This is a genomic window from Burkholderia sp. IDO3, assembly GCF_003366075.1.
Lineage (GTDB): Bacteria > Pseudomonadota > Gammaproteobacteria > Burkholderiales > Burkholderiaceae > Burkholderia > Burkholderia anthina.
In genome coordinates this window covers 3065696-3081811 of sequence record NZ_CP028963.1, presented here as the reverse complement: position 1 = coordinate 3081811, position 16116 = coordinate 3065696, and the positions used below count along the sequence as shown (strand labels likewise).

Below are 16116 nucleotides of genomic sequence, written 5' to 3'. Positions count from 1 at the left end.
TGGCCGGCGCGCGCGGACGGCCGGGGTCAGGCCGTCCCGTAATCGACGTGGCCGGTTTCCCGGCAGAAGCTGACCAGCCGCAACCCGGCCGCCTTCGCGATGCCGATCGCGAGCGACGACGGCGCGGAGATCGTCGCGACCATCGGGATGCCGACCCGCGCCGACTTGCGCACGAGCTCGTAGCTCGCGCGGCTCGACAGGAACACGAAGCCGTCGGTCGCGTCGGCGCGCGACAGCACGAGCGCGCCGATCAGCTTGTCCAGCGCGTTGTGGCGGCCGACATCCTCGAACGCCATCCGGATCGCGCCTGTTGCGTCGCACCACGCAGCCGCGTGCAGGCCGCCGGTGAGTCGCGTGAGCGCTTGGTGCGCGGGCAGCCCGTGGGCCGCGCGGGCGAGTGCGTCGGGCGCGAGGCGGGCGAGAAAGCCGGTATCGGGCACGCGTTCGGGCGCGAGGTCGAGCAGGTCGATGCTCTCGATGCCGCACACGCCGCAGCCGGTGCGCCCCGCGAGCGCGCGACGCCGGTCCTTCAGCGCGGCGAACGCCTGCTGGACGACCTCCAGATGCACCTCCGCGTGCGGCAGCGGCGCGTCGGCGTGCAGGATCACCTCGATGTCCTTGATGTCGCTGCCGCGCGCGACGATCCCTTCCGATATCGCGAAGCCGACCGCGAATGCTTCGAGGTCGAGCGGCGTGCACATCATCACCGCATGCGAGATGCCGTTGAAGACGAGCGCGACCGGCCATTCCTGGCCGACATAGTCGTGCGCGGTCTCGACCGCGCTGCCGCGCGTGCGGCGCACGGACAGCTCGATCGCGCCGCGCGGCTCGTCTCGCGGTGCATCTTGCGGTTCGTCGCGCAGTGGGTCGGATTGGGTCGGATTCACGAGCACTCCCGTTGATTCGAAGCCGTGCGGCGGCGATCGCATTCGCCGCTCGCGCGCAGAGGTTCTAAAATACCTCAGGCAGGCCGGCCGCGCCGGCATCCGCCACTCAGGTAACGACCATGGGACTCAGCGACGCTCCGCTGCTATTCAATTTCGAACACGATTCGTCGGAAAACCTGACGTACATCCCGATGATCGTGCGTTTCAATCTCGACCGTTTCGGTCTGCGGATTTCATTGGAGCAGTGGCAACTGCTGCCGCTCGAGGACCGCAAGCTGCTCGCGCGCTTTCCGGCCGACGACGACACCGCGATCGAGCCCAACTTCGATCACGCGTTATTCGAGATGCTGCGCACGCATGCCGACCTCGAGCCGTCGTGGTTCCAGCCGGACGATCAGCCGGCCTGGCGCGGGACCGACACCGTGCCGGATGCGCTGGTGCAGCAGAGCGCGCTGGCCGGGCTGCCGGCGCCTGCCCTTGCGCAGTGGCAGCGGCTCGCGCCGTTCCAGCGCTACGTGCTGATGAAGCTGTCGCGCAAGCCGAAGCTCAATCACGACTTCCTGCCCGCGATGCGGGAGTTCGGGCTGACGGCCACGCACTGACGGGTCGCGGTGCCGCGCCGCAGCGCGGCGCGCGCATTACAGCGGCGGCAGCGACCGCGGCTTGCGGTCGGCGCCGGTCGCGACGTAGGTGAGCGTCGCTTCGGTGACCTTCACGATTTCGCCCATCAGGCGCATGCGTTGCGCGTACACCTCGACGTCGACCGTCACCGACGTGTTGCCGGTGCGCGTGATGGTGGCGTAGAAGCTCAGCAGGTCGCCGACGAACACCGGCTGCTTGAACACGAACGAATTGACCGCGACCGTCGCGACGCGGCCGTTCGCGCGCTGGCTGGCGGGGATCGAGCCGGCGATGTCGACTTGCGACATAATCCAGCCGCCGAACACGTCGCCGTGGACGTTGGCGTCGTGCGGTTGCGGGACGACGCGCAGCGCGGGCTGCTTGTGCGGGAGCTCGAGGGTCGAATCGGTCATGGCGGGTGCTTTCATCCTGTAATAAATGCGCCGCCGCGCGCACGACAGCCGGCGAGGCCGCCGGCAGCGGCGCGAAGCGGCTTCTGCGACAATACAACGTTCGCAAATTGTACGAGAAAGCGCGCCAGTCGGTCGCCGCCGCACGCGCCCGACACACCGCCGATCCTTCCCCCATGCGCCGATTTCCTGCTTCCGGCGAGCCCGCGCCGGCTTCGACCGGGCCTCGCAACGACTGGCAGACCATCCGGTCGTTGCTGCCGTATCTCGCTACCTACAAATGGCGCGTCGCGCTCGCGCTCGGCTGCCTGATCGGCGCGAAGGTCGCGAACCTCGGCGTGCCCGTCGTGATGAAGCGCATCGTCGATCATCTGTCCGCCGTGCAGCAGCTCACCGCGCTCGGCCGCGCCGAGCACTCGGCCGGCATCGTGCTCGCGGGCGGCGTGGGCCTGCTCGTCGTCGCGTATGCGTTCGTGCGGCTGTCGACGTCGCTGTTTACCGAGCTGCGCGAAATCCTGTTCTCGAAGGTCACCGAGAGCGCGGTGCGCCAGCTCGCGCTGCAGGTGTTCCGGCATCTGCACGGGTTGTCTTTGCGCTTTCACCTCGAGCGCCAGACGGGCGGCATGTCGCGCGACATCGAGCGCGGCACGCGCGGGATCCAGCAACTGATTTCCTATTCGCTGTACAGCATCCTGCCGACGCTCGTCGAAGTCGGGCTCGTGCTCGGCTTCTTCGTGGTCAAGTACGAGGCGTACTACGCGTACGTGACGTTCGCGGCGCTCGTCACGTACATCGTGTTCACCGTGAAGGTCACGAACTGGCGCACGCACTTTCGCCGCACGATGAACGAGCTCGACTCGCGTGCGAACTCGCGCGCGATCGATTCGCTGATCAACTACGAGACGGTGAAGTACTTCGGCAACGAGGAGTGGGAAGCGCAGCGCTACGATGAGAACCTGAGGCGCTACCGCAAGGCCGCGATCCGCTCGCAGAACTCGCTGTCGGTGCTGAACTTCGGCCAGCAGGCGATCATCGGCACGGGGCTCGTGTTCATCCTGTGGCGCGCGACGCAGGGCGTGCTGGCGGGCAAGCTGACGCTGGGCGATCTCGTGCTGATCAACACGTTCATGCTGCAGCTGTACATTCCGCTGAATTTCCTCGGCGTCGTGTATCGCGAGCTGAAGCAGAGCCTCACCGACATGGACCGGATGTTCGGGCTGCTGTCGGCCGCGAAGGAAGTCGCGGATCTTCCCGATGCGCGGCCGCTCGCGGTGGCCGGCGCGCAGGTGCGCTTCGAGCACGTGAACTTCTCGTATGAAGCGTCGCGCGCGATCCTGCACGACGTGACGTTCACGATCGACGCGGGCACGACGACCGCGGTGGTCGGCCACAGCGGTTCGGGGAAGTCGACGCTGTCGCGGCTGCTGTTCCGCTTCTACGATCTCGACCGCCAGACGGGCGGCGCGATCCGGATCGACGGTCAGGACATTCGCGACGTCACGCAGGATTCGCTGCGCGCGTCGATCGGGATCGTGCCGCAGGACACCGTGCTGTTCAACGACTCGATCTACTACAACATCGCATACGGCCGGCCGACCGCGAGCCGCGACGAAGTGATCGCGGCCGCGCGCGCCGCGCACATCCACGACTTCATCGAAAGCTTGCCGAAGGGCTATGACACGCCGGTCGGCGAGCGCGGACTGAAGCTGTCGGGCGGCGAGAAGCAGCGCGTCGCGATCGCGCGCACGCTGCTGAAGGATCCGCCGGTGCTGCTGTTCGACGAGGCGACGTCGGCGCTCGATTCGCGCTCGGAGCGAGCGATCCAGCACGAGCTCGACCAGATCGCGCGGCATCGCACGACGCTCGTGATCGCGCACCGGCTGTCGACGGTCGTGCATGCGCAGCAGATTCTCGTGATGGACCACGGACGCATCGTCGAGCGCGGCACGCATGACGAACTCGTGCGCGCCGACGGGCTGTACGCGCAGATGTGGGCGCTGCAGCAGCAGCGCGCGGCGGCGGGCGGGGAAGCGGCCGAGGCCGCGTGAGCGTGGGGGGGCGCGCGAAGCGGTGCGCGGCGGGAGCGGGTGGTTGGCCGTTCGTTCGCTCGGTAGCGGGTGGCGCAGCGGTGTCGCGGTGTCACGACGTCACGACCGGGTGACCCGGTGGCGCGTTCGCAGCCTGAACCCGGCTCGGCGGGGCCTTCAGCGGCCTGTCGGGCCATCGGCCGGCGAACCGGCGAACCGGCGGCCGGCGGCCGGCGCTCGGTCACGAAACGATCAGCCCGCGGCGGCGCGCAGCCGCGCGTCGAGCTCGCCGAGCTGCGCGGGCGTCCCGACGTTCTCCCAGATACCTTCATACAATTCGCCGGTCGCACGGCCGGCCTCGATCGTCGCCTTGAAGTAGGGCGACAGCGCGCGGTGCGTGCCGGGCACGATGTCGCGGAACATCCGCGTGTCGTACACGCCGATGCTGCCGAACGTCACGCGCGGCGTGCCGGCGAGCGACAGCCGGCCGTCGTCGCGGAGCACGAAATCGCCGGCCGGGTGGAACGGCGGGTTCGGCACCATCACGAGATGCATCGCGGGCGCGTCGAGCGCGGCCATCTGCGCGGCGCGCGCGGCGAGCGTCCGGTAGTCGAATGCGCAGTACACGTCGCCGGCAACCGCCGCGAACACCGTCGGCCGGCCGTCGCGTTCGAGCAGCGGCAGCGCCTGCGCGATGCCGCCGGCAGTTTCCAGCGCGTCGCCCTCGGCCGAATACGCGAGCCGCACGCCCCAGCGCGAACCGTCGCCGAGCGTGGCCTCGAGCTGGTCGCCGAGCCAGGCGTGGTTGATCACGATCGTCTCGATGCCCGCGCGTGCGAGCGCTTCGATCTGCCAGACGATCAGCGGCTTGCCGCCTGCTTCGAGCAGCGGCTTCGGGCGGGTGTCGGTGAGCGGGCGCATCCGTTCGCCGCGCCCGGCGGCGAAGATCATCGCCGTGGTCAGGGGAGTGCTCATGTTCGGCCGGATATCAGAACGGTAGAGGGCGGTCAGAACGTATAGCCGACGTCGGGCGCCGCCTTGTCCTCGAGTTCATCGAGCAGCTTCGCGAACGGCACGAGCGGGCGGTAGCGCAGCGCGACCTTGCGCGCATAGGTCAAAAAGCGCGGCAGGTCGTTCAGATAGTGAGGCTTGCCGTCGCGGTAGTTGATGCGCGCGAACAGGCCGAGGATCTTGATGTGGCGCTGCAGCCCCATCCATTCGAGCTGACGGTAGAACTCGCCGAAATCCGGGTCGACCGGCAGGCCGGCCTTTTTCGCCTTCTCCCAGTAGTACGCGAAGCAGTCGAGCTCGAACGCCTCGTCCCAGCTGATGAACGCGTCGCGCAGCAGCGACACGACGTCGTACGTCAGCGGCCCGTACACGGCATCCTGGAAGTCGAGCATGCCCGGGTTCGGCTCGCAGATCATCAGGTTGCGCGGCATGAAGTCGCGCAGCATGAAGCCCTGCGGCTGCGCATGGGCGCTCGCGACCAGCAGCGCGAAGGTGCGGTCGAGCGTGCCGCGCATCGCGTCGGTCACGGGCTTGCCGAGGTGCCGGCCGACGTACCACTCGGGCAGCAGCTCCATTTCGCGGCGCAGGAACGCTTCGTCGAACGGCGGCAGCACGTCGGGCTTCGAGCTCAGCTGGAAGCGGATCAGCGCGTCGAGCGCGTCGCGCATCAGCGGGCGGGCGGCGAGCGGGTCGGCCGGATCGAGCATCGAGATGTACGACGTGCGGCCGAGATCGGTCACGAGCATGAAACCCGCGTCGAAATCGCATGCCAGCACGTCCGGCACGTGGTCGCCGGCCGCGGCCAGCAACTGCGCGACCTGGACGAACTCGCGGCACTTCTCGGGCGGCGGCGCGTCGACGGCGATCAGCGCGCCGCCGGGGATCGTGGCAGACGCGACACGGAAATAGCGGCGGAAACTGGCGTCCGACGAGGCGGGCGCGAGCGTCGACAGGTCAAGGGCGTAGCGCCCGGCGAGCGAGTGCAGCCACGCGGTGAGCGCTTCGAGGCGGGCGTCGGGCTGGGATGCGGCGGATGGGGGCGTCATGAAACTCGGAGGAGGGGGGAACGTCTTGCCATATAATACCCCACGACTTTTTTGACGCGCCCCGCGTCAGCTTCCGCCGTGCAGGTCCGCCGCCTGTCGCGCCGCTCGCCCGATCGCCTCCCTCGTTTGCGCTCAGCCGCAGTCGCGGTTCGACGGTGCGGCCGGCCGCGCGCGAATGTGCCATGCAGGTACGGTTGACAAGGGGCGATTCGCCAAACGATAGATGCCGCCCAAACCGCTATTCCCGAATGTCTTCCCCGGTGACGGGGCGCCGCGCAAACGGCGGCTCGCGCTCGCGCTCCTGGCCGTGCCCGGCCTCGTGCCGGCCGTGTCGTACGCGCAGCTGTCGGGTGCGGCCGCGCAGCCGCAGCCGCTCGATTCGCCGTGGGATCTGCGTCTCGCACCCCAGCTCGAGGATCATCCGCTGAAGGACGGCGCGAAGCCGGCCGCCTTCGTGATCGCCGACCATACGAGCGGCACGGCCGATCAGGACCTGGCCGCGAAGGGCTCGGCCGAGCTGCGGCGCGGCGACGCGGTCGTGAAGGCCGACGCGATCCACTACGATCAGGATACCGACATGGCCGATGCGTACGGCCAGGTCCGGGTGGTCAACAACGGCACGTCGTTCGCGGGCCCCGAAGCGCATCTGAAGATCGAGGCGAACCAGGGCTTCATGACGGCGCCGAAGTACCACTTCAACGTGACGGGCGGATCGGGCAGCGCGGAGCGCGTCGACCTGCTCGACAGCGAGCGCTCGGTGTTCGTGAACGGCACCTACACGGCGTGCCAGTGCTCGACGAATCCCGCGTGGTACATCAAGGGCAGCCGTTTCGACTTCGATACGGGTGCCGACGAAGGCACCGTGCGCAACAGCGTGCTGTTCTTCCAGGGCGTGCCGATCTTCGCGAGCCCGTGGATGACGTTCCCGTTGTCGGGCGAGCGGCGCAGCGGCCTGCTGCCGCCGACGTTCTCGATGAACTCGAACAACGGGTTCGAGCTGACGCTGCCGTACTACTTCAACATCGCGCCGAACCGCGACCTGACGCTCACGCCGCGCATCATCTCGCGGCGCGGCGTGCAGACCGAGGCGACGTTCCGCTATCTGTCGCCGACGTATTCGGGCACGTTTACGGCGAATTACCTGCCGGATGACCGGCTCGCGCACCGCGACCGCTACGCGATCTACTGGCAGCACCAGCAGAACTTCGGCGGCGGTTTCGGCGGCTACGTCTACTTCAACAAGGTCTCGGACAACACGTATCCCGAAGACCTTGGGTCGATGAACCAGTTCATCAACGGGACGCAGACGCTGTACCAGCAGGAAGCCGGCCTCACGTACAACAAGGGCCCGTGGTCGGTGCTCGCGCGCTATCAGCACTGGCAGACGCTGCCGCCGTCGATCGCGCCGTACAGCCGCGAGCCGCAGTTGAACGTGAAGTACACGAAGTACAACGTCGGCGGCTTCGACTACGGCGCGGAAGCCGACTATTCGCGGTTCCGCATCACGACCGCCGATTCGACCGAAGGCGACCGCGTCGTCTTCAACCCGTACCTCTCGTACGGCGTGTACGGCCCCGGCTACTTCGTCGTGCCGAAGGTCCAGTACCACTTCGCGTCGTACGACCTCAACTACCTGTCGTCGAGCACGCCGAACAGCCCGAAGCGCTTCACCGAGTCGATCCCGACCGTGAGCTTCGACTCGGGCCTGATCTTCGACCGCTCGGTGCGCCTGTTCGGCCAGGACTTCATCCAGACCCTCGAGCCGCGCCTGTACTACGTGTACACGCCGTATCGCGACCAGTCGAACGCGCCGCTGTTCGACACCGCGGAGTCGGACTTCGGGCTCGCGGAGATCTACCAGCCGAACACGTTCGTCGGCAACGACCGGATCGCGGACGCGAACCGGATCACGGCCGGCCTGACGTCGCGCTTCATCGATCCGCGCACCGGCGACGAACGCGCGCGCTTCGTGATCGCGCAGCAGTACTACTTCGCCGACCAGCGCGTCACGCTGAACTCGGGCCAGACCGCGGTGCAGGCGCGCCACTCGGACCTGATCGTCGGCGCCGCGCTGAAGCTCGGCTCGGGCTTCATGTCCGAGACGGCGTTCCAGTACAACCAGAACAACAACCAGCTCGTGAAATCGAGCGTCGGTTTCGGTTACAGCCCGGGCGAGCGCCGCGTGATCAACGTCGGCTATCGCTACACGCGTGCGAACACGACGCTCGACGGCCAGCCGATCAACCAGTTCCTGGTGTCCGCGCAGTGGCCGCTCACGCGCCGCCTGTACGCGATCGGCCGTTTCAACTACGACCTGGCCGGAGATCGCGTGGTCGACGGTCTGCTCGGCTTACAATATGACGCGGATTGCTGGGCGCTCGGGGTCGGGGTCCAGCGGTTTGCGAACGGCGTGAATACGTCGGGGCAGCAGAACTCGTCGACGCGTTTCATGATGCAACTGACGCTCAAGGGCCTGTCGACGGTGGACAACGGCCTCGTCTCGGCATTCCGCGCCGGGGTGCCGGGCTACACGCCGCTGCCGTCCGCGCCGCCGCCGATGTCCCGCTTCAGCAACTACGAGTAACGCCGGCTTGTCTGCACCGGTCAGCACGATTTCAATGGAGTATCAGTGGCAATGAAGAAAACCCTTCGTTTCGCGGCAGTCGTGTCCAGCCTCGCCGCGTCCGCCGCGCTGCTCGCCGCTGCGCCGGCTGCGGCGCAGGCGCTCGGTTCGCAAGGCGCGCAGCTCGCCGACGAAGTCGTCGCGGTCGTCAACAACGACGTGATCACGGGCCGCGAACTCGACCAGCGCGTCGGCCTGATCTCGCGCCGGCTGCAGCAGCAGAACGCGCCCGTGCCGCCGGCCGACCAGCTGCGCGCGCAGGTGCTGAACCAGATGGTGCTCGAGCGCATCCAGGTGCAGAAGGCGAAGGACGACGGGATCCGCGTCGACGATGCCACCGTGCAGTCCACGCTGCAGCGCCTCGCGCAGGCGAACGGGATGACGCTCGACCAGTATCGTGCGCGTATCGAGGGGCAAGGCGTGCCCTGGAGCATCTTCACGAACGATGCGCGTACCGAACTGATGCTGTCGAAGCTGCGCGAGCGCGAAGTCGACGGCAAGATCACCGTGTCGGACGCGGAAGTCGCGAACTACATCGCGAGCCAGCGCGGGCCGAGCGCATCGCAGCAGCAGGACCTGCGCCTGGAGCACATCTTCATCAAGGCGCCGACCAACGCGCCGCAGCCGGAGATCGAAGCCGCGCAGAAGAAGGCTGAAGCGTTGCTGCAGCAGGCGACGTCGGGCGCCAATTTCGAGAAGCTCGCGAAGAGCAATTCGGAAGCGGACGACGCGAAGAAGGGCGGCGACCTCGGCTTCAAGGCGCCGGGCGCGCTGCCGCCGGACGTCGTCGCAGCCGCATCGAAGCTGCGCCCGGGCCAGGTCAACCCGACGCTGATCCGCGTGCCGGACGGCTTCGAGGTCGTGCGTCTGGTCGATCGCCGCGAGAGCCAGGGGACCTCGGCCGCTGCGCCGAAGATCGTGCAGACGCACGTGCGCCACATCCTGCTGCGCGTGGGAGAAGGCAAGTCGGAAGGCCAGGCGCGCCAGCAACTGCTCGACATCCGCAAGCAGATCGAGGCCGGCGGCGATTTCGAGAAGTTCGCGCGCACCTACTCGCAGGACGGTTCGGCGTCGCAAGGCGGCGATCTGGGCTGGATCAGCCCGGGTGAGACCGTGCCTGAATTCGAGCGCGCGATGAACAACCTGCAGGACGGCCAGATCAGCCAGCCGGTGCGTACCGAGTACGGCTATCACCTGATCCAGGTGATCGGCCGTCGCGACGCGGAAGGTTCGGTGCAGCAGCAGATGGATATCGCGCGTCAGGCCATCGGCCAGCGCAAGGCCGAGCAGGCGTATGCCGACTGGCTGCGCGAGCTGCGCGATTCGTCGTACGTTCAGTACAAGATCAGTGGCATGGGCCCGGCGAACTGAGCGAGCGCCAGATGACGACACCCGCGCTGCAGATCGCGATCACGACCGGTGAGCCCGCGGGTGTCGGTCCGGAGCTGACCGTGCAGGCATTGCAGGACGCCGCACGGCGCTGGCCGGATGCACATTTCACCGTGCTCGGCGACGCCGCGCTGCTCGATGCACGCGCGGCGGCCGTCGGCGCCGACCGGGCGGTGCTTGCCGGTGGCAGTCAGGGCGGCCAGGTGTCGGTCGCGCATCACGCGCTCGCCGCGCCCGCGCAGGCGGGCACGCTCGACGCGGCCAACGGCCGCTACGTGCTCGGGCTGCTCGACGCGGCAATCGACGGGGCGGTGGCGGGGCGGTACGACGCGATCGTCACCGCGCCGCTGCAGAAGAGCACGATCAACGATGCCGGCGTGCCGTTCACCGGCCACACCGAATATCTTGCGGAACGCACGCACACGCCGCGCGTCGTGATGATGCTGGCGGGCACCGGCGAGCGGCCGCTGCGCGTCGCGCTCGCGACGACCCACCTGCCGCTGAAGGACGTATCGGCCGCGCTGACGATCGATGGGCTCGTCGAGACGCTCGCGATCATCGATCACGATCTGCGGCGCGACTTCGGTCTCGCCGCGCCGCGCATCCTCGTCACGGGGCTGAACCCGCACGCGGGCGAGAACGGCTATCTCGGGCGCGAGGAGATCGACGTGATCTCGCCGGCGCTCGCGCGCGCGAAGGCGCAGGGCATCGACGCGCGCGGCCCGTATCCGGCCGACACGCTGTTCCAGCCGCGCTACCTCGCGGATGCCGACTGCGTGCTCGCGATGTTCCACGATCAGGGCTTGCCCGTGCTGAAGTACGCGACGTTCGGCGAGGGCATCAACGTCACGCTCGGGCTGCCGATCGTCCGCACGTCGGTCGATCACGGCACCGCGCTGGATCTGGCCGGCACGGGCCGCGCGGATCCGGGCAGCATGGTCGCCGCGCTCGACACGGCCGTCACGATGGCGCGCCATCGCCGCGCGTCCTGACGCACGCAGGCCTTCGCGGCCTGACTTTATTCGTCGTATTTTTCGTTTTTCTCAGTCGATGTCGAACAGCAGACAGCACCAAGGCCACTTCGCGCGCAAGCGCTTCGGGCAGAACTTCCTCGTCGATCACGGCGTGATCGACTCGATCGTCTCGACGATCGGCCCCGCGCGCGGCCAGCGGATGGTCGAGATCGGCCCCGGGCTCGGCGCGTTGACGGGCCCGCTGATCGAGCGGCTCGCGACGCCCGAGTCGCCGCTGCACGCGGTCGAACTCGATCGCGACCTGATCGGCCGCCTGCAGCAGCGCTTCGGTGCGTTGCTGGAGCTGCACGCGGGCGATGCGCTCGCCTTCGATTTCCGCTCGCTCGCGGCGCCCGGCGACACGCCGTCGCTGCGCATCGTCGGCAACCTGCCGTACAACATTTCGAGCCCGCTGCTGTTTCACCTGATGTCGTTCGCGGACGCGGTCATCGACCAGCATTTCATGCTGCAGAACGAAGTCGTCGAGCGGATGGTTGCGGAGCCGGGCACGAAGGCATTCTCGCGGCTGTCGGTGATGCTGCAGTACCGCTACGTGATGGAGAAGATGCTCGACGTGCCGCCGGAATCGTTCCAGCCGCCGCCGAAGGTCGATTCGGCGATCGTCCGGATGATTCCGTACGCGCCGCACGAACTGCCGGACGTCGATCCCGTGCTGCTCGGCGAAGTCGTCACGGCCGCGTTCTCGCAGCGCCGCAAGATGCTGCGCAATACGCTGGGCGACTATCGCGAGACGATCGATTTCGACGCGCTCGGCTTCGATCTCGCACGGCGTGCGGAGGATGTCAGCGTGGCCGAATACGTCGGCGTCGCGCAGGCGCTTGCGGCGGTGCGCAAGGCCGCCGGCTGATCGCAGCGCGCGTCGCGCGCCGTGTCGCGGTTCACGAGGCTGCCCTGCGGGGCAGCCTTTTTATTGCCGGGCCGTTTCGGCGGTGTGGTGCCGCGCCGCCGTGCGCGCGTCATGCCCGCCGGCGCGGCGGCGCGTTGACGAGTGCGATGCCGGTCAGCACCAGCGCGGCCGCGGACATGAAGCGCCAGCCGACCGACTCGCCGAGCAGCAGCACACCGAACGCAACGCCGAACAGCGGCGACAGGAACGTGAACACGGACAGCCGCGATGCGCTGTAGCGCGTGAGCAGCCAGAACCACGACAGATAGCTGACGAACGCGACGATCACCGACTGGTAAGCGAGACTCGCGAGCGCAAGCGGCGTGACGCGTGCGAACGACGTCTCGCCGAGCACGGCCGCGAGCCCGACCAGCACGACGGCCGATACCGCGAGCTGGTAGAACAGCGTCTTGCTCGCGCTCGCGCGTGCGAGCGACGTCGAGCGCACGACGACGGTTGTCGCGGCCCACATCGCGCCGCCGAGGATCCCGAGCGCGTCGCCGGCGAGCCCGGCCAGCACCGACGCGCCGGGTGCGCTTGGCTTCAGGAAGCCGTCCGCGAACGCGAGCGCGATGCCGGCGAAGGCGAGCGCGACGCCGGCCCACTGCATGCGCTGCAGCCGCTCGCCTGGCGCGAACAGGTGCAGGCCGAGCGCCGTGAAGCACGGCGCCGTATACAGGAAGATCGCCATGTGCGATGCGCTCGTCAGCGTCAGCCCGAAGAACACGCAGATGAACTCGCCGGCGAACAGTGCGCCGGCCGCGATACCCGCGCCGAGCGTGCCGTCCGCGCGAAACAGCGGCGTGCCGCGCGAGCGGGCCCAGCCCCACAGCAGCAGTGCGGCGATCACCGAGCGCAGTCCGGCCTGGAACATCGGCGGGATGGCTGCGTTCGTGCTCTTGATCGCGACCTGCTGGAAGCCCCAGATCGCGCAGAGCAGCAGCATGACGCCGACGGCGCGCGTGTCGAGCGCGCGGCGCACGGGCGAAGCGGCGAGCGCGCTCATCGGCGGGCCTCGGCGCAATGACGGGAAGACGACGGCAGGCGGACGGCGCGGACGGTGCGCTCGAATCGGCGGTTTCGCACGGGAGGCAGTGTGGCTGAATGAAGGGGGTGAGTCGCGTTTCCGCGGCGGGCGGCATGCCCGCTTTTAGTGCGAGGTGGGACGATGTTACCCGATCGGCCGCGGTGCCGGGGCGCGTCGCGCCTGATGGTTTCCACGGGCGTGCGGGCGGCGGTGCCGCGCACCGATGCGCGATATCGGCCGGTGGCGCACGGGGCGTGCGCGGCGAGATTCACGCGACTCCGGTAGAATTTCCGGTTCTGGAAAGGCCCCACAGGAGTACAACACATGCGTTTGCTGCATACGATGCTGCGAGTCGGCGATCTCGACCGCTCGATCAAGTTCTACACCGAATTGCTCGGCATGAAGCTGCTGCGTCGCGAGGATTATCCGGACGGCAAGTTCACGCTTGCGTTCGTCGGCTATGAAGCGGAAAGCACGGGCACCGTGATCGAGCTGACCCACAACTGGGATACGCCGTCCTACGATCTCGGCAACGGCTTCGGTCACCTGGCGCTGGAAGTCGAAGACGCGTACGCGGCCTGCGACAAGATCAAGGCGCAAGGCGGCAAGGTCACGCGCGAAGCGGGCCCGATGAAACACGGCACGACCGTGATCGCGTTCGTCGAGGATCCGGACGGCTACAAGATCGAGTTCATCCAGAAGAAGGCGCACTGAGCGCCGGATGAGCGGTTCGCGGCGCATTGCGCGCCGCGGGCAACGAAAACGGGCGATGCGGAGTTCTCCGCATCGCCCGTTTGGCGTTTACGTCGTACCGATACCGGTAGCGTTACAGCGACGGCAGCAGCTCGGGCGGATGATGCTTGAGCGTGTGCCGCGCTTCGCGGAATTCCGGAAAGATCGATTCGACCGTCTGCCAGAAGGCCGGGCTGTGGTTCATTTCGCGCAGGTGCGACAGTTCGTGCGCGACGACGTAGTCGATGATCGACATCGGGAAATGGATCAGCCGCCAGTTCAGCCGGATCTTGCCGTCGCTCGAGCAACTGCCCCAGCGCGTCGCGGCCGACGACAGCGCAACCATCGAATACGTGACGCCGAGCTTTTCCGCGTAGACGACGAGACGTTCGCCGAAGATCCGCTTCGCTTCGTTCTGCAGCCAGCCTTGCACGCGATCCTTGATCTGCTGCATGTCCGCCTGCACGGGCAGCGGCAGCGACAGTCGCAGTGCATCGGCGTCGAACGCGAGGGCGCCCGCGCCGAGTGCGATCGTCACCGTCTTGCCGAGATACGGGAGTTGCGCGCCGTCGCGCCAGTCGATTTGCGGCAGCGCGCGCTGCTCGGTGCGGGTCTTCCATTCCGCGAGCTTCGCGAAGATCCAGCGCTGCTTCTCGGCGATCGCCGCTTCGATGTCGGCGAGCGTGACCCAGCGCGGCGCGGTGATCGACAGCCCGCTGCCGTCGATCGTGAAGCCGATCGTGCGGCGCGCCGAGCGCTTCAGCCGGTATTCGAGCACGCGGCTGTCGAGCGCGAACGTGCGGACGCGGGAGCGATCGGGCGCGCGGCCCGGGGCGAGCGGGGCGGTGGGCGCGGCGGCCACCGGCGTGGCGTCAGGCTGCGTCGGCGTGGGCGGTGCGGCGGGCGCCGACGGTGCGGCAGCCGGCCCGTCGAAGAGCGGCAGATCCATCTGGCGATGATCGAGAGCCACGACGGCAGGCCGTGGCCGCGGACGCTTTTTCATCAATTCGCTTCGTTTCGTCGTACGCAACGGCGGCAATCCGGGGGATTCAGACGCGCGCGGCATCGCGCGTACCCGCATTGCCCGGCTCGCGATAAGAATCCGGGTCGATGCGGCGCATTTCCGCTTCGATCCATGCTTCGACCTGCGAGTTCAATACGTCGGGCGTTTTGCCTTCGACCGGAATCGGCTTGCCGATCGACACGGTGACCACGCCCGGGAATTTCGTGAACGAATTGCGCGGCCACACACGACCTGCATTGTGCGCGATCGGCACGACCGGCGCGCCGGTTTCGATCGCGAAGCGCGCGCCGCCCGTCTTGTACTTGCCCTGCTTGCCGACCGGCGTGCGCGTGCCTTCCGGGAACATGATCATCCATGCGCCTTCCGACAGGCGCTTCTTGCCCTGGCGGATCACCGACACGAAGGCGTTCTTGCCTTCCTTGCGGTTGATGTTGACCATGTGCAGCAGCCCGAGCGCCCAGCCGAAGAACGGCACGTACAGCAGCTCGCGCTTGAACACGTAGCAGAGCGGCTTGGGCATCAGCGCCGGAAACGCGAGCGTCTCCCACGCGGACTGGTGCTTCGACAGCAGCACGGCCGGGCCGTCGGGCAGGTTCTCCATCCCTTCGATCCGGTAGCGGATGCCGTTCAGCCAGCGCACGACCCACAGCGTCGACTTGCACCAGCCGGCCGCCATCCAGTAGCGCGCGTCGGGACGCATGAACGGAAACGCGATGAAGCACGCGGTGGCGTACGGCACCGTGTACACGATGAAGTAGAGCAGCAGCAGCAGGGAGCGGACGAAGCGCATCGGCGTGGGTCTGACAGTAAGGAGGATGCGCGCGGCGCCCGCATCACTCGTGTTCGTGTGAAAGGAAATCCAGGGCGAACGCGCGCAGGTCGTCGTGGACCTTCGTGCCGCCGGGCAGGTTGCCCGCGGCGAGCGTCTTCTTGCCCTTGCCGGTCAGCACGAGGTGCGGCTGGAAGCCGACCGCGACGCCGGCCTGCAGGTCGCGCAGCGAATCGCCGACGACCGGCGTGTGATCGGGATCGATCTCGAAGCGCTCGGCGATCATCTGCATCATGCCGGGCTTCGGCTTGCGGCAGTCGCAGTGATCCTCGGCCGTGTGCGGGCAGAAGAACACCGCGTCGATGCGCGCGCCGACCGCGGCCGCCGCGCGATGCATCTTCAGGTGCATCTCGTTGAGCGTGGCCATGTCGAACAGCCCGCGACCGATGCCGGACTGGTTGGTCGCGACGACCACGCGATAGCCTGCGTGGTTGAGCCGTGCGATCGCCTCGAGGCTGCCGGGCAGCGCGATCCACTCGTCGGGCGTCTTGATGAACGCATCCGAATCGACGTTGATCACGCCGTCCCGGTCGAGGACGACGAGCTTGCGGTTGGGGCTGGTCGGCATCG

15 protein-coding genes are annotated in these 16116 nt (G+C 67.9%); 7 read left to right on the top strand and 8 right to left on the bottom strand.

Features of this window, described 5'->3' with window-relative positions:
- Window positions 1-26: 26 nt before the first annotated feature.
- On the bottom strand, window positions 27-893 hold the full coding sequence (fdhD, locus tag DCN14_RS29095) for a formate dehydrogenase accessory sulfurtransferase FdhD (protein ID WP_240327357.1): 867 nt from the start codon (window positions 891-893) through the stop codon (window positions 27-29).
- 113 nt (window positions 894-1006) lie between these two features.
- Between fdhD and DCN14_RS29090 the strand changes: the two genes are divergently transcribed.
- Complete coding sequence (locus tag DCN14_RS29090; protein WP_096507099.1) at window positions 1007-1489, top strand: nitrate reductase associated protein; 483 nt, start codon at window positions 1007-1009, stop codon at window positions 1487-1489.
- 36 nt (window positions 1490-1525) lie between these two features.
- On the opposite strand, the gene DCN14_RS29085 is transcribed toward DCN14_RS29090, so the two are convergent.
- Entirely contained in the window at window positions 1526-1921 is a 396-nt protein-coding gene (locus DCN14_RS29085; RefSeq protein ID WP_096507100.1) for an acyl-CoA thioesterase, read from the bottom strand.
- Between the two features lie 173 nt (window positions 1922-2094).
- Between DCN14_RS29085 and DCN14_RS29075 the strand changes: the two genes are divergently transcribed.
- Complete coding sequence (locus tag DCN14_RS29075) at window positions 2095-3966, top strand: ABC transporter ATP-binding protein/permease (protein WP_096507102.1); 1872 nt, start codon at window positions 2095-2097, stop codon at window positions 3964-3966.
- Between the two features lie 231 nt (window positions 3967-4197).
- Here the strand turns inward: DCN14_RS29075 and murU are convergent, their stop codons facing one another.
- Both murU and DCN14_RS29065 read right to left on the bottom strand, forming a co-directional pair.
- Window positions 4198-4920, bottom strand: a complete 723-nt coding sequence (murU, locus tag DCN14_RS29070; RefSeq protein ID WP_096507103.1) for an N-acetylmuramate alpha-1-phosphate uridylyltransferase MurU — start codon at window positions 4918-4920, stop codon at window positions 4198-4200.
- Between the two features lie 32 nt (window positions 4921-4952).
- Complete coding sequence (locus DCN14_RS29065; RefSeq protein ID WP_096507104.1) at window positions 4953-6002, bottom strand: phosphotransferase; 1050 nt, start codon at window positions 6000-6002, stop codon at window positions 4953-4955.
- Window positions 6003-6225: 223 nt separating this feature from the next.
- On the opposite strand from DCN14_RS29065, the gene DCN14_RS29060 reads away from it, so the two are divergent.
- Genes DCN14_RS29060 through rsmA form a run of 4 tightly spaced genes read left to right on the top strand, consistent with a single transcriptional unit; the run spans window position 6226 to window position 11895 of the window.
- A complete protein-coding gene (locus tag DCN14_RS29060) occupies window positions 6226-8586 on the top strand; it encodes an LPS-assembly protein LptD (RefSeq protein ID WP_096507105.1) in 2361 nt (786 codons plus the stop codon).
- A 51-nt stretch (window positions 8587-8637) separates the two neighbouring features.
- Window positions 8638-9996, top strand: a complete 1359-nt coding sequence (locus DCN14_RS29055; protein ID WP_096507106.1) for a peptidylprolyl isomerase — start codon at window positions 8638-8640, stop codon at window positions 9994-9996.
- A gap of 11 nt (window positions 9997-10007) precedes the next feature.
- Window positions 10008-11006: a 4-hydroxythreonine-4-phosphate dehydrogenase PdxA gene (pdxA, locus tag DCN14_RS29050; protein ID WP_096507107.1), complete on the top strand. Its 999-nt coding sequence runs from the start codon at window positions 10008-10010 to the stop codon at window positions 11004-11006.
- A gap of 58 nt (window positions 11007-11064) precedes the next feature.
- Window positions 11065-11895: a 16S rRNA (adenine(1518)-N(6)/adenine(1519)-N(6))-dimethyltransferase RsmA gene (gene rsmA, locus DCN14_RS29045; protein WP_096507108.1), complete on the top strand. Its 831-nt coding sequence runs from the start codon at window positions 11065-11067 to the stop codon at window positions 11893-11895.
- A 109-nt stretch (window positions 11896-12004) separates the two neighbouring features.
- Here the strand turns inward: rsmA and DCN14_RS29040 are convergent, their stop codons facing one another.
- On the bottom strand, window positions 12005-12940 hold the full coding sequence (locus DCN14_RS29040) for a DMT family transporter (protein WP_096507109.1): 936 nt from the start codon (window positions 12938-12940) through the stop codon (window positions 12005-12007).
- 345 nt (window positions 12941-13285) lie between these two features.
- Between DCN14_RS29040 and gloA the strand changes: the two genes are divergently transcribed.
- Complete coding sequence (gene gloA / locus DCN14_RS29035; protein WP_096507110.1) at window positions 13286-13675, top strand: lactoylglutathione lyase; 390 nt, start codon at window positions 13286-13288, stop codon at window positions 13673-13675.
- Window positions 13676-13787: 112 nt separating this feature from the next.
- On the opposite strand, the gene DCN14_RS29030 is transcribed toward gloA, so the two are convergent.
- From DCN14_RS29030 to gmhB, 3 genes are read right to left on the bottom strand one after another with little or no spacing between them, the layout of a single operon-like run.
- Window positions 13788-14696 (bottom strand): SprT family zinc-dependent metalloprotease, encoded by a 909-nt coding sequence (locus DCN14_RS29030; protein WP_096507111.1) that lies wholly within the window; start codon window positions 14694-14696, stop codon window positions 13788-13790.
- Window positions 14697-14742: 46 nt separating this feature from the next.
- Window positions 14743-15507, bottom strand: coding sequence for a lysophospholipid acyltransferase family protein (locus DCN14_RS29025; protein WP_096507112.1), 765 nt, complete (start codon window positions 15505-15507; stop codon window positions 14743-14745).
- Between the two features lie 43 nt (window positions 15508-15550).
- Entirely contained in the window at window positions 15551-16114 is a 564-nt protein-coding gene (gene gmhB / locus DCN14_RS29020; RefSeq protein WP_096507113.1) for a D-glycero-beta-D-manno-heptose 1,7-bisphosphate 7-phosphatase, read from the bottom strand.
- Window positions 16115-16116 lie beyond the last annotated feature (2 nt).

Coding starts and splice junctions, on each gene's coding strand:
- DCN14_RS29090 (WP_096507099.1), top strand. CDS start 1,007: ATGGGACTCAGCGACGCTCCGCTGCTATTCAATTTCGAACACGATTCG.
- DCN14_RS29085 (WP_096507100.1), bottom strand. CDS start 1,921: ATGACCGATTCGACCCTCGAGCTCCCGCACAAGCAGCCCGCGCTGCGC.
- DCN14_RS29075 (WP_096507102.1), top strand. CDS start 2,095: ATGCGCCGATTTCCTGCTTCCGGCGAGCCCGCGCCGGCTTCGACCGGG.
- murU (WP_096507103.1), bottom strand. CDS start 4,920: ATGAGCACTCCCCTGACCACGGCGATGATCTTCGCCGCCGGGCGCGGC.
- DCN14_RS29065 (WP_096507104.1), bottom strand. CDS start 6,002: ATGACGCCCCCATCCGCCGCATCCCAGCCCGACGCCCGCCTCGAAGCG.
- DCN14_RS29060 (WP_096507105.1), top strand. CDS start 6,226: ATGCCGCCCAAACCGCTATTCCCGAATGTCTTCCCCGGTGACGGGGCG.
- DCN14_RS29055 (WP_096507106.1), top strand. CDS start 8,638: ATGAAGAAAACCCTTCGTTTCGCGGCAGTCGTGTCCAGCCTCGCCGCG.
- pdxA (WP_096507107.1), top strand. CDS start 10,008: ATGACGACACCCGCGCTGCAGATCGCGATCACGACCGGTGAGCCCGCG.
- rsmA (WP_096507108.1), top strand. CDS start 11,065: ATGTCGAACAGCAGACAGCACCAAGGCCACTTCGCGCGCAAGCGCTTC.
- DCN14_RS29040 (WP_096507109.1), bottom strand. CDS start 12,940: ATGAGCGCGCTCGCCGCTTCGCCCGTGCGCCGCGCGCTCGACACGCGC.
- gloA (WP_096507110.1), top strand. CDS start 13,286: ATGCGTTTGCTGCATACGATGCTGCGAGTCGGCGATCTCGACCGCTCG.
- DCN14_RS29030 (WP_096507111.1), bottom strand. CDS start 14,696: ATGAAAAAGCGTCCGCGGCCACGGCCTGCCGTCGTGGCTCTCGATCAT.
- DCN14_RS29025 (WP_096507112.1), bottom strand. CDS start 15,507: ATGCGCTTCGTCCGCTCCCTGCTGCTGCTGCTCTACTTCATCGTGTAC.
- gmhB (WP_096507113.1), bottom strand. CDS start 16,114: ATGCCGACCAGCCCCAACCGCAAGCTCGTCGTCCTCGACCGGGACGGC.